11 protein-coding genes are annotated in these 13,262 nt (G+C 32.5%); all 11 read right to left on the minus strand.

Going from position 1 to position 13,262, the window contains the following annotated elements:
• Position 1 precedes the first annotated feature (1 nt).
• Positions 2-844 carry a LicD family protein gene (locus IGJ87_RS08430; protein ID WP_010721722.1) on the minus strand — a complete coding sequence of 281 codons (843 nt, stop codon included), beginning with the start codon at positions 842-844 and terminating at the stop codon, positions 2-4.
• Positions 837-2,252, minus strand: a complete 1,416-nt coding sequence (locus IGJ87_RS08435; protein WP_010721721.1) for an O-antigen ligase family protein — start codon at positions 2,250-2,252, stop codon at positions 837-839. The genes IGJ87_RS08430 and IGJ87_RS08435 overlap by 8 nt, the downstream gene beginning before the upstream one ends.
• On the minus strand, positions 2,252-3,382 hold the full coding sequence (locus tag IGJ87_RS08440; protein ID WP_002337658.1) for a glycosyltransferase: 1,131 nt from the start codon (positions 3,380-3,382) through the stop codon (positions 2,252-2,254). The genes IGJ87_RS08435 and IGJ87_RS08440 overlap by 1 nt, the downstream gene beginning before the upstream one ends.
• Complete coding sequence (locus IGJ87_RS08445; protein WP_010721720.1) at positions 3,382-4,914, minus strand: lipopolysaccharide biosynthesis protein; 1,533 nt, start codon at positions 4,912-4,914, stop codon at positions 3,382-3,384. Before IGJ87_RS08445 ends, IGJ87_RS08440 begins: the two co-directional genes overlap by 1 nt.
• Before the next feature lie 33 nt (positions 4,915-4,947).
• Positions 4,948-5,916 carry a glycosyltransferase family 2 protein gene (locus tag IGJ87_RS08450; RefSeq protein ID WP_010721719.1) on the minus strand — a complete coding sequence of 323 codons (969 nt, stop codon included), beginning with the start codon at positions 5,914-5,916 and terminating at the stop codon, positions 4,948-4,950.
• Positions 5,909-6,976: an NAD-dependent epimerase/dehydratase family protein gene (locus tag IGJ87_RS08455; protein ID WP_010721718.1), complete on the minus strand. Its 1,068-nt coding sequence runs from the start codon at positions 6,974-6,976 to the stop codon at positions 5,909-5,911. Before IGJ87_RS08455 ends, IGJ87_RS08450 begins: the two co-directional genes overlap by 8 nt.
• 7 nt (positions 6,977-6,983) lie before the next feature.
• Positions 6,984-7,685 carry an IspD/TarI family cytidylyltransferase gene (locus tag IGJ87_RS08460; protein ID WP_002297058.1) on the minus strand — a complete coding sequence of 234 codons (702 nt, stop codon included), beginning with the start codon at positions 7,683-7,685 and terminating at the stop codon, positions 6,984-6,986.
• Positions 7,682-8,536: a LicD family protein gene (locus tag IGJ87_RS08465; protein WP_082208319.1), complete on the minus strand. Its 855-nt coding sequence runs from the start codon at positions 8,534-8,536 to the stop codon at positions 7,682-7,684. Before IGJ87_RS08465 ends, IGJ87_RS08460 begins: the two co-directional genes overlap by 4 nt.
• A 32-nt stretch (positions 8,537-8,568) precedes the next feature.
• A complete protein-coding gene (locus IGJ87_RS08470; protein WP_033602991.1) occupies positions 8,569-9,372 on the minus strand; it encodes a glycosyltransferase in 804 nt (267 codons plus the stop codon).
• A gap of 58 nt (positions 9,373-9,430) precedes the next feature.
• The gene (locus tag IGJ87_RS08475) at positions 9,431-10,822 is read right to left on the minus strand and encodes a sugar transferase (protein ID WP_002295430.1); all 1,392 of its coding nucleotides are present in this window, start codon (positions 10,820-10,822) and stop codon (positions 9,431-9,433) included.
• Positions 10,823-11,115: 293 nt separating this feature from the next.
• A complete protein-coding gene (locus tag IGJ87_RS08480) occupies positions 11,116-13,254 on the minus strand; it encodes a glycosyltransferase family 2 protein (RefSeq protein WP_010721715.1) in 2,139 nt (712 codons plus the stop codon).
• Between the last annotated feature and the right edge of the window lie 8 nt (positions 13,255-13,262).

The raw sequence follows: 13,262 nt of genomic DNA on the forward strand, positions 1-13,262 counted from the left end.
CTTATTTCCAGAATGCTACATAATGATGATTTGAAATCTGTTCTTTTTTTGGAGGTAATTGCATATACTCTCCATAGTATTGTGTTAAAAAATCCTCGTAATTTTTAATACATTGCAATTCATGGCCTTCGTATTGAATAGGAATTAAGTTATCCCATTCAAACCACTCAGTAGGATAAACAGCCTTTGAAAACTTAACATACTCTAGATGTCCACAAAAGTTACTTTTTTCAAAAGGATAATCTAAAGATTTTTTTTCATATAAATCATTCCAAAACTTGTATCCTCCTTTTCTCACTAAATTTCTATGGAGAGGATACTTAATAATTAATTTAGCTATACTTCTTGGATATGAATAAGAACGTGCATATAATTTTCCTATACTATTCATAAAATTCAGTTTTAATTCATCCATCTCTTCTCCTATTTCTTTTTGTTTTACAGGATCATCTGGTAACCCATCAAACGGAAAAATATCAAGAAAAACACCCAAGTCCTTTTCTTCGTAATTAAACACTTGTGTTGATACTAATTTAGTTTTTGGGTTAAATAACTTTGAAAAAGTATAACGATAATTGTTACGATTATATGGACTAGCTAAAATATATTTTTTGTCATTTTCAAGAATCTTCAATAATTTTATATAATCATTCCTAGGCATAACTATATCTACATCATCATCCCATGGAATGAAACCTCCATGGCGAACAGCTCCTAAAAGAGTTCCATAATAGATTGAATAGCGTAGTTTCTCTTTTTTACAAATAGAATCAACGTAAAGTAACATTTCTAAAGCAGCCGACTTAATTTCTGTCAGATTCATCTTTCGCTCCATTTTACTCATTTCTTAACGCCCCCTTTAAATTTCCATTTAGTGCGCCTAAATAACTCCAAAATAAGAAAGAACCAACTGTATTGACCAAAATAATTTCATTATTAAACATACCGGACATAACTAAAACAATTTCAACGGTGAGTAAAGTTAAGAATTGTAAACTTAGCTCCTTTTGATAGGAATAATAACAAAATATAATTTTTACTCCATTAAATACCAAAAATACCATAAAGGGGATAAAGCCAAGTAAGCCAACACTTGTCAAGACATTAAAAAAAGCATTATGCACTACTATAGATTTCTGAGAAATAAAAGTATTAGGTAATTTGTCATGAGCATATGGTAATAAATTTCTCGGAGAAGTACCGTAAATAGGAGAAGTTTTGAATATTTCAACTGAACTGTTCCAAATTGAGAAACGCATATTTGAAATATCAGAATTATCTACAACATCTTTACGGTCTAAACTTATAGGTTCTTTTTTCTCTTCAATAGTTTTTTTATTTCTTTCTTCTGTTTTATACAATGTTGAGTAAATCTTATTAGGTATAGTAACTAACACATCTTTTGTCCCATTTTGAACTATCAAATATCCAAATAGTACTAATAGAGTCAACACACATGAATATAAAAAATTTTTAAAAGTAGAGGTCTTTTTTAATCCTTGTTTATAAAAAATTATAGAAAATGCAATAAATCCGAAAGCTAAATAGCTTAAAAGTAAAGCGCTTCTCGAACCTGTTAGCAATAAGGTGAAGTATTGTACTACGATATTAACTATAAAAAATGTTTTGATAAAGAAATTTTTTGTATTGAAATACTTAAACAAATAGTATGAACATAATACAATAGTAACCAAAGCAGTAGTTGCACCGTAATTTGGGTCTCCAAAGACTCCAAATAGTCTAGATTCTAAAAAGCCGATTCTTATGTGATCTCTTGGTCCAGGTCCATAGACAAATACATAACTATATTGAATAATATACATTACTAGAGATACAAATGATAGTAGAAACATTCCTATCATCACAATGTAATTTATATAATCTATTATAGAAAAACTATTCTTTTGTCTTTTGATAAATTGATATATTCCGATTGTATAAATACTATTCCATACTAGTAGTTTTAAATTACTAGTTATTCCATAATTTCTATTTAATATCGTAGATATCAGAAATGCTGCCAGAAATATTACGATTAACCAATCGGTCCAATCTTTATGTTTTTCTATTAAAAAAATGTATAATTCAAAAAGAACCACAATAAAACCAACAAAAGCTAAAAAAGTAAATAATATACTATCTAATGTGGAAGGTAGCAAACTGTATATATTCATAGATCGAATGATTAACGCAAAAATTAAAATAAGTAAATATGATTTTTCCAGATAAGGTTTATTTTTAAGATTATCCATTATTTCACTCCTAAATTGTCCAAAAGTTGTATCCAGTATTCTTTTATTTCGTCCATATTAAAATCATTAACTCTTTTTAATGAAATGTTTTGCCATTTTAAACGCTCTTCATAACTATTACATAGTTTATTTACTTCTCTAGACATTTCATTAATTTTGTAGTTTTCGATTAAAATACCATATTTACCATTATCTAAAATTTCTTTAGCCCCACTATGTTTAAAGCTGATTACGGGTAACCCGCATTCCATTGCTTCGATTAAGACAAGCTGAAATGACTCAATTCGTGAAGTGGAGATAAAAATAGAACTATTTACATAATGTTCGATTAATGCTTCTCCTTTCAAAGCACCAACATATTCAATTACATTTTCTACACCATTCTTTTTTATAAGCCTTAAAAACTCTTCTATTTGGTCCTCTCTACCATTTGCTGCAACTCTTATTTTCCAATTATTTGGTATCTTTTTTGCTACTTCAACTAGATAGTCAAGTCCCTTAATCTCTATATCTAATCTAGAAGTAAAAGAAATTACTTTCTCTTCTAAATTAGACTCTTCACTGGTATTAAAAGTAACAGGATTATGAATTACTACTGAATTATTATTGTATTGTCTATAAGTCTTTAGATCTGTTTGCGTCAAACACACTACTCTATCTACTATTGCTAAAGATTTTTCATATGATCTTAAATAATTTTTTACTAAAGAGCCAAAACTCTGTTCTGCAGATTCATGCATCCACGCTATTTGTTTAACCTTAGGATATTTTTTATTCAAAGGAATTGCAAATATTGACACTGCAGTAAAAGAATTTAGAATGATGCACTCTACATTAAATGTTTCAATTAATTCGTAAAGCTGTTCAATTTCTCCTTTATAGTATTTGTACGGGGTAAATTCTCCACCACTAAAAATGTATTCTGTACTTTTTTTAAACTTGTCCAATAATTTGTTATGCGTCCCTTTAAAAAAAAATATTTTTTCTTCGGGAAGATTAGAATAATTATCTGTATACTTGTAAGAATAATATACTAAATTGTGAGTCTTATCTAGTTCCTTTCCAAGCGTTGCAGCGATGATATTCGCTCCTCCATAACCAAACGAAGGGCTGACTATGCAAATATTCATTAAAATTTCCTCCCTAAGACTTTTTTAGCTATATTGAGTAGATATTTAAATTCACTTGATCGCGAGTAAAAAATCAAGTATAGAATTCCCCCGCTACAAATTGATATAATAGCTTTGTATATTATGCTAACTAAGCCACTATAAACAATAAAGGATTGTAAATAAAGGGTAACTAGGGTAGCTAAAACTAACAAAAAGCAATATTTTGTAAATAACTTTAAGTACACCGATATACTTACCTTAAGACCATACTTAAAAATATAAAATACTTCTACCCATAACACATATCCTAGTGAAGATATTAATGTACCTAAGAGTACTCCATTTATACCCATATCAAAAAATATTAGTAATATTAATGAGCACGTTAAGTTAATGGTGGCTTCAATAATGGATTTCCATCTTTGAATCCAATATAGACCATAGGAGTCTATAAAAACAAAGCTTGTATTTCTAAATATTTGCACCACTAAGTTAATAATAATTAAAGAAACGGTAAAAGAAGGCAAAACATATTTATCGCCAATCCACCAAATTATAAAAGGATTAAGCACTGAAGCAAGGATTAAAGTGGAAAAATATAACATTGAATAATTTACAAACAAGTGTTTTTTAAATAAATCCAATGCATCCTTTGTGTTTGCACTAACAATATAATTACCAATACTAGCAGTTATTGAGTTAGTTACCTGTTTACAGAGATTTTGAACATTATTAATTATCATTGTATAGTTGGAGTAAAATCCGACTGCTGAGAGACCTACAAAACTAGAGATTAAGATACTGTCTGTCCCCATAACAATAACCCCGCCAACTTTAGAGCTCATATTCCCAATTACATTTCTTTTAATGTTACTCATTTTTTTCTTAGACAGCTGCTTTTTTTGATATCTTTTTAATTCACTATAGTCCTTGTCAACTTTGAAAGAAATACTTAGGTTCCCTAATAGTGTAAAAACTAATTGAACAAGTAAATATAATGAAAAACTTTTATAATGTACAAGTAAGTATATTTGAAAAATATTACTTAGCAATAAAAAAATAAAATCATTTAAATTTACAACATACGTTCGTTGATGCGCAATCAATAATGACCGCTTATAAGTAAAGAAATAGCTTAAAACTGAATTTGATAAGTACAACAGATAGTACAAAATAAATTCATTAGTAATTGAATAATTCCCTGAAATATAAGGAAAAAGGGGGATAACACTGACACCTATAACTGCAACTCCAATTCCTATATAATGATAAGCTTTTTTGTACAAATCCATCAATGCATTTATTTCTTCTCTATCCCCTACTGCTATAGGTTTATACATAGAATATACAATAGATGTACCTATTCCTAATTCAGCTAAAGACAAAATACTAAGTACATTAGAAAAGAGACCATTCAATCCTAAGTAAGTTACGCCTAGATACCTTATAAAGAATGTTCTTACCACAAATTGCATAACTAATTTTAGAAAAAATACTATAGTAGAAATAGATGAGTTCATTAGTGAATAGTAAAGTCGTGATTTTTTCATATAATTCCTCCGCTTTAATTTTTACAAACTCAACTAATCAAGTTTTTTTAATTGAATCTCAACCAGTTTTTTGTACCATATGCTTCCAAAGCTTAAAGCGACAATTGCTATTTTTCTTGATTTAGTAAAGCCATGATAAAATAATATGAATCTTCTGTTTTTTTTCAGAAATCCAATGATTTCTTTTGTCTCTGGAATCTGCTTATAATCACTAGATAAAATCAACTTATCCAAAACGTAAAAATATGCCCAACATACTCTACGCTGATATGAATCTTTTAAATCAGGAAAATATCTCAATATTTTTTTCTGATTATACTGCCATGCTTCTATAACATCAAAAGTTTTCTTAGAAAATTTTTTACCCATTATACTATCATTCCTTTGTAGATAAAAATATTTTTCTTCATTTGATACAATGATTTTCTCAGATTCAAGCAATATATCTATAATTATATAAGCATCTTCAAAAGTTTTTCCATCTAAATATCGCTTGTTATAAAAAAGTTCTTTGCGATAAAGTTTGTTCCATGCGTATGCATAAAATTGTGTTCCTTCTAAGACAGATTTTATTGCTTCCTTTTTATTTAATAGAATTACTTTTTTTTCTTTGTTAGCTTTCTTATACTTATCGTCATGAAAAGGAATCAACTCAACAGAGCTGATATCAGCATCATAATTTTTCAAATTCTCATACAAAACTTCATACATATCTTCAGCAATATAATCATCACTGTCAACAAAACCTAAATACTTTCCTCGTGCCACATCAATCCCGGCATTTCTTGCGCTACTTAATCCTCCGTTTTCTTTATGGATGACACGGACACGACTGTCTTTTGATGCATATTCATCACATATTTTACCACTGTTATCGGGAGAACCGTCATCTACTAATATCACTTCGAAATCAGTAAATGTTTGTGCTAAGATTGAATCTACACATTTTCTTAAATAAGGTTCTACTTTATAGACAGGAACAATAATACTAATCTCACACATTTTGCTTCTCACCTTTAACTAATTCTACTGTGTGTATCAATGATTCTTTCAATTCAAATATTGGATACCAACCATTTTCTTTGATTTTCTTGTTATCAAGTATCGCTGTGCTAGCTTTTGAGAAACCTTTTTGTTCAATCTCATCCGGCAATTCAAAAATTACTTGTTTACCGCTGATATCAGCTAGCTGTTGGGCTAATTCTTTTAGTCGTAAATCAAAGTTTTCTGAAGAAACGTTGTACGCCTCTCCTTTTTCTCCTTCAAGCAGTAAATGAAGAATAGCAGAAACAGCATCTCCAACATATACATACGAAAAATATTGGTTTCCTTCACTTTTTAAAACAATATCTTTTTGTTCGACTGCATTTAAAATAAATTGTGAGGATGCTTTCGTATCAGATAAAAGCATCGTCGGACCAAACGTACGGCAAAGCCTTGGAATCACGATGTCGAGGTCGTGTTTTGCGATGTAGGCTTGGCATAATGATTCACTGACTCTTTTTCCTTCAGGGTAGCCTGCTCTCAGTGTATTACAATCGATGTATCCACAGTAATCTTCTGTGAATTTTTCTATATCGCCTCGATTTTCGCCATAGATTTCTACTGTTGATAAAAATAATACTCTAACCGGTTGGGTTGCTACTGTATGTTCCAATACTTGCTCTGTACCTGCAAGATTAGTCATGATCGTACCGATTGGATCAGTTGCGTAAGCCTTAGGATGTGTGTTACTTGCACCGTGTATCAAATAGTCAGCTTGAATTTCTTTTGGTAAGGGTTCTGTGACGTCACCTTCAACAATTTCGAAAGTATCTAATTCAAGATAACTGGCAAACCTTTTTTCAAGCTTCTGACGGTTTCTGCCCATTGCATAAACTTTGATTTTGATGCCTAGTTGTTCATTAGCAGCCATCAACGTATCAATCAAAAAAGAGCCGATCATTCCAGAAGCACCAATCATCAGAACGGATTTTCCATGTAGCTGTTTTATTTTTGGTGTATGATTGATTACTTTTGCCAAATCTTCTTGGTACATTGGTTGTTTAATCAACGTCATCATCTTTCACCTAGTCTTTCATTTTTAAATATGCTTTGAACAATTCTAGATCATCTGTTGTTGTCAATTTGATATTTTTATCAGAACCAGCAGCAAAATATAAAGTTTCTCCCAAATCTACCATCATGGTATTCGTATAAGAAGAATCAGTCATACCGATGTCTTCTTTCACTGCCCGGTCATATGCTGCCCGTAGTTTTCCGTATTGATAAGCTTGTGGAGTTGAGACACGCCTCAATGTGTTACGATCGACATACTGTTCCGTCGTTTCTTCTGTTTTCTTGATAAAAATTTGTTCGTTGTAAGGTAGAGAGGTTACACCGTTACCAAATTCTTTACATTTAACGATTACATCTGACAATACCAGTTCGTCTACTAGTGGACGGATTCCATCATGGATGATGATCGTATCATCATCTTCAGAATAGTCTTTCAAAAACTGAACACCATTATTGATCGACTCTTGTCCTTTTGATCCACCTGTAATGACCCATTTGACTTTGCTAATATTGAATTCTTTGATATACGCCCACATCGTTTCTTCCCAACCAGATTTGCAAACGACTAAAATCCGGTCAACTTGAGGATGGTGTTGAAATGATTCTAAAGTATAGATAATAATAGGTTTTCCTTCAATTGTAATGAACTGTTTTGGGATATCTTGTCCCATTCGTTTACCCACACCACCGGCAATAATAATAGCTGTAATCATTTTTTTTCTGCTCCTTTAGTTAAATAATATTTTCCTTTGTACATTGTGTATGGATGTTCTGGATCAATATAAACTGCTTCATGATGAGAAACCTGATCTTTTTCAGGCGGAAGCTGCATATAGTCACCAAAAACTTGACTTAAATAATTATCATAACCAACTGGTACTGGCATCTCTGTATCTTCGAATGGCACCCACACAGCAGATTCAAAGTCTTTTGCAGGATAAACATTTCCCATGTATTTAGGTCCGACACAAAGTTCAGTCACATAGCCCGTTGGTTCATTATTATATTTTGTCATTTGTTTTTCAGCAAAAGACCATATCTTATATCTCATACGAGGTGAGCGGAAAATAGATAAGAGTATCTTACTACCTGTAGCCATTATTCCACCATGTTTTTCAGGGACGACTTGAGAACAAAATAAAGCATATACTAAAGCCCATAGTTTTTGAATTTTACGGCTAAATTTCGAAACAGGGGCAACATCTAACGGGAAAATATCAATAGTAATTCCATGGACTATATCTAAATCTCTTTGATAAGTTTTAATAAATGTAGTATCTGCATCGCGGATAGTTGTAAAAGAATTATGATCATTATAATTTTTAGAAGCCTTCTGTATGGGATATTTTTTACTTTTTTCTGAATTAACCCATAGTTGATAAAATTTTTCATAATCCTCTCTAGGCATAAAGAAATCTAAATCATCATCCCATGGAATAAACCCTTGTTCTCTCACAGTACCGATGGCACCACCACCGCAGAAATAACAAAGAAGTTGATTTTTTAGACAAAAATCAACAATCTCTTGAGACATTTTCAACGTAATCTGTTGTATTTTTTTCATTTTTGGATCAGTGCTATACAAAGAAAAACCTCCTATTTTCTTAATTGCGTTTGATAAAATTTTCCTCTTAATTGATTTGGTAGTAAGCTAATAAAAATATGTCCGCAAGAAACAATTATAAAATCTTTTACTGACCCTAAACCGTCTTTCCAGATACGATAACGACCTATAAGACCAGAACCAAGATATTTCATTCCGCCTCTTCTTGCATACATATCTTTGCCAGTTCGCGCATAGACTAATGTTTCTTGAATATTATATCCTTTATAACCTGCCTTTAATAATCTTGCCCAAAGATAATAATCTTCAAACCCACTTAATGGTTGGTAATTTCCCACTTCCAAAATAGCTTTTTTATCAAACATAACGGTCATATGATTAAAGGGATTTCTTCTTTTAGAAAATACACGAATTGCATTGTTATATTCAGGTACAATTCTTTTTCCGATAACATTGCTAAGCGTGCCAGTAAATTCCTCAATATTACTCCCAACAATCGCTATTTCTGGATCTTTTTGGAAGATCTCTAATTGTTTTTCTAATCGTTGGGGTTCCATTATATCATCTGTATCCATTCTGGCTACTAAGCGATTTTTCGTATGTTCTAATCCAATTGCTAAAGCAATCCCCAATCCTTGATTTTTTTCTAATTTTACAACTGTAAACAAGTGAGGATCTTTTTGTTGGAAATAAGTGACAACTACTTGAAGTTTTTCATTTATAGGGCCGTCATAAACTAATACAATTTCTTTTGGCATTACTGTTTGCTCAAAAATACTAGTTAATGCTTCCTTTAAATACTCTGGCTTTTCTTTATCATATAAAGAAAGCAGCATACTTACATTTTTATTTTCCAATGTTCTCTCCTACTTCTTTGCTCAAAATTTTTCCAATCTAGCGATAAATTTTCTCTTGTGAAAAGTCGATTTCTGCTAATGAACTAATATTTTCATCTTCATCTAGTCCTTGAGATGACATCTTATCAAATAAGATTTTGATTGTTTGAAGTAAAATCTTCAAATCTAATAGTAATGAATATTTTTTGATATACAACAAATCAAAACGTAGTTTACTGTTATAATCTGATACATATTTTCCGTATACTTGTGCATATCCGGTAATTCCCGCACGTACATTGTGTCTTAAGTAATAATAAGGATTTTCTTCATTGAACTGATCAACGAAAAATGGCCTTTCTGGCCTTGGACCGACAATCGACATATCGCCTTTCAATACATTAAAGATTTGAGGTAATTCGTCAAAACGTACAGCACGGATAAATTTACCTACTGGTGTCACACGTGCATCGTTACTTTTAGCCAAGACTGGTCCTGATTTTGCTTCAGCTGTCGCACTCATGGAACGGAATTTATAGATTGAAAATTCCTTTTGATTTTTCGTAATACGTACTTGTTTATAGATGATTGGTCCAGGTGAAGTTGTTTTTACCAAAATCGCTGTGATTAGCATAAAAGGTGAGGCGAGGATCAGTAAAATAAGCGAAACGATGATATCAAAGAGACGCTTGAATAGTTCGTATTCTGGTTGGATTCTGAACCCAGAAGCTTCAATGATGCTTTCATCTTCAAAATTCATAATATTCGGATTTATCATTGTCAGATTCTCAAAAGTCGTATTTAAAAATAATTTCTTCTCTTTTTTAGTCACTAATTGATAAATGTTGATTTTTTCATCTTCTGGGATTTTAGAAGCCAAATAGACGATATCCATATCATCGATCAATTTTTTTGTATTTTCGTAATAATTATCGATTGCCACTGCTTCAACCTTATGTTTATTGTTTTTCTTAGATTGAAAATTTTGGATAGCTGGTGCGACATCTTTCTCCAAACCTACGATAAGGACTTTCTTATCACGACTGACTCTTAAGTACAGTTTGTAAACGACTATCCGGTAAACACTAAGTAATATCGTACCTAGGATAAACGAGATCAAAATGACGCCACGCGGAAATGCAAACCATCGGCCAGCAAAAGTAACTACCATGATCCCCAATGCTATTAGTACTTGTCCAATAACAGTAATGAAGACAATATCACTGATCATTCGGTTATAGAATACATAAGCTCCTAACAAAATATTCAACGCAATAAAGATGATGGAAATAAAAATTGCTGAATGCTGAAAGGTCTCTAAGTTTCTCACTGGTACTTCTCCCTGGAATTTCAGCAAAAAACTAAGATAGATCGACACATTTAATACAAGTACATCCATAAGAATAATGAATATTCTGCGTGCCGCATTCCACTCCCCATTTTTATTCATATATACACTCCTAACCATAAAATAATGCCTCTATCATCTTACCATAGCAAAGTTTAAAAACCTAGTGAATAACCAAATTGTAAAGGAAATTAAAAGAAACGGGGAAAAGCGTTTATTGTCTGTTTATATGTGTATTTCTGCATAACAGAAAGTTGTCTCAGAAGTCCCATCACTTCCTTTATGCTGAACTAGTATTCTCCTGCTAATTCCTTATTCACAAGTTACAATATTCATATAATTAAATTAAAAGAACTGTATTTTCATTAATAAAAATGAAAATACAGTTCTTTTAATCAATCAGGTCTCAACGAAAAATCGCCGATTCCTTCTTTAGTTAGATTATCGTTATAAAATGGGTCATGAGCAATATAAGAAGGCCACTTATCTTGCATTTTTTTGATTTCCCCAGCAAAACGTCTTTGTTTTTCTGGTGTATCTTCATAACCTCTTGATTTAGATTCGAAATGGTACAATTCTGCTTGATGTGCATAGACATTGTAACGACCCAGTTCATAAACTTTCAAGCACAAGTCAACATCGTTGAATGCTACTTCTAATGTTTCATCAAATCCATTGACAGCATTGAAGTCAGCTGCCTTGACCATCATACAAGCTGCAGTGACTGCTAAGTAATTGACGTCAATGACCAATCGGCCAAAGTAACCACAATGTGTTCGATCATAGTTATTCAATGCATGTCCTGCAACGCCACCGATCCCTAATAATACACCTGCATGCTGCGTTGTATCATCCGGATAAAATAATTTTGCTCCTACACAGCCGATTCGATCAAACTGTGCATAAGAAACCATCGCTGTCATCCAGTCAGGTTCAATCACTTCTGTATCGTTATTCAAGAATAAAAAGTATTTGCCGTTTGCTTTTTCTGCTGCCAGATTGTTGATACGTGAATAATTGAATGGAATGTCAATTAATTCGACGATAAATCGGTCTTTCAGCTGATGCTTGTATTCTGCAAATAATTCTTGCATTTTAGGATCTGTACTTCCATTATCTGCAATAATGATTTCATAATTTGGATAAGACGTTTTTTCGATGATCGAATCCACACAAGTTTTTAGATCTTCATAGCCATTCTTAGTTGGAATGATCACACTGACCAAGTCTTCTTGCAAAACATCATAAGTGATTTCATAAAAACCAGAAATTCTGCCAGGATGTACGCTTCCCTTGATATTTCTTCTAGATAGAGCATCTGTCAATGCTTTCACTCCAGAATCATAGATGTAGCTTTTAGCTTCTCCATTGCTTGCAGTTGATCCCGGGATCGTCCGCCAGTGATACAAGACACGGTCAATGTGGTAAATGTGTTCTGCAGGAATTTGTTCTGTCACACGAAGAACCAAATCATAATCTTGAGAGCCTTCATATCCTTTACGGAAACCGCCAAGTTCTTTAACAATGCTTGTCCGATATACGCCTAAGTGAGAGATATAATTATTTCCCATCAATGTATCGGGAGACCAGTCTGCTTTGAAGTGCGGGTCAAAGCGATTCCCATCTGCATCGATTTTATCTTCGTCACTGTAGATCAAATCCAGTTCTGGATGTACGTTTAGCACTTTTGCCACTTCATATAATGCAAATGGGGGTAATTCGTCATCATTATCTAAGAGCGCTATAAACTCTCCTTCTGCCATTTCCAATGCAGAATTAGTTGCCAGACTGATGTGTCCATTTTCTTGTCGGAAAACGACTTTGATTCTATCATCTTTTGCTTGATAGGATTCCAGACACTTTCGGATAGCTGGATCAGTAGAAGCATCATCACTGATACATAGTTCCCAGTGATCATACGTTTGATCAAGTACCGAATCAATGCATTTTTCGAGCCATTTGATTTCAACGTTATAGACAGGCATAAGTATGGAAATCAATGGGCGGTAGGCAAATCCTTGTACTTCCTTCCTTTGCTCTTTCAGATCAGGTTTCTCATGACGACTGATCCACTCTGCATAGTCGATCGATCCTGGTTTCAATTCCAGTTTGACCCGGCGGATTGCTTTTTTTACTCCATGAGTCCTTGCATAATTTATCCCTTTTTTCAGTAATCTTTTTTTTCTTTCCCATGAAGATTCAATGCCGTCATCATAAGGATATTTACCGTTTAATTTCACAGCTATGCCATTTTGATGTCTTGCTGTTTGGAAGTCTAAGATTGCTTTTCCTCTCATTTTCCCTGATAAACGTACCTTAAAACCGCTTTGGGTCTTAACATCAAGATTATATAAATGATTGATATCCAATCTTACGACATGTGTTGCTTCAGCAATCACATTTTCTTTTTCTACCTTTATCGTAGGGATTTCTTTGGTCACTTCATCAATTGCCCAGCCCACAATAAGCAAATCGCCAGTGGTCCGTTCACGAGTGATTTGATCGATAAATACGGCAATTTCTTTTTTTTGCACGATTCGTT

Origin of the sequence: Enterococcus sp. DIV1411a (assembly GCF_050531945.1) — a bacterium.
Lineage (GTDB): Bacteria > Bacillota > Bacilli > Lactobacillales > Enterococcaceae > Enterococcus_B > Enterococcus_B faecium.

Coding starts and splice junctions, on each gene's coding strand:
- IGJ87_RS08430 (WP_010721722.1), bottom strand. CDS start 844: ATGAGTAAAATGGAGCGAAAGATGAATCTGACAGAAATTAAGTCGGCT.
- IGJ87_RS08435 (WP_010721721.1), bottom strand. CDS start 2,252: ATGGATAATCTTAAAAATAAACCTTATCTGGAAAAATCATATTTACTT.
- IGJ87_RS08440 (WP_002337658.1), bottom strand. CDS start 3,382: ATGAATATTTGCATAGTCAGCCCTTCGTTTGGTTATGGAGGAGCGAAT.
- IGJ87_RS08445 (WP_010721720.1), bottom strand. CDS start 4,914: ATGAAAAAATCACGACTTTACTATTCACTAATGAACTCATCTATTTCT.
- IGJ87_RS08450 (WP_010721719.1), bottom strand. CDS start 5,916: ATGTGTGAGATTAGTATTATTGTTCCTGTCTATAAAGTAGAACCTTAT.
- IGJ87_RS08455 (WP_010721718.1), bottom strand. CDS start 6,976: ATGATGACGTTGATTAAACAACCAATGTACCAAGAAGATTTGGCAAAA.
- IGJ87_RS08460 (WP_002297058.1), bottom strand. CDS start 7,685: ATGATTACAGCTATTATTATTGCCGGTGGTGTGGGTAAACGAATGGGA.
- IGJ87_RS08465 (WP_082208319.1), bottom strand. CDS start 8,536: ATGAAAAAAATACAACAGATTACGTTGAAAATGTCTCAAGAGATTGTT.
- IGJ87_RS08470 (WP_033602991.1), bottom strand. CDS start 9,372: ATGCTGCTTTCTTTATATGATAAAGAAAAGCCAGAGTATTTAAAGGAA.
- IGJ87_RS08475 (WP_002295430.1), bottom strand. CDS start 10,822: ATGAATAAAAATGGGGAGTGGAATGCGGCACGCAGAATATTCATTATT.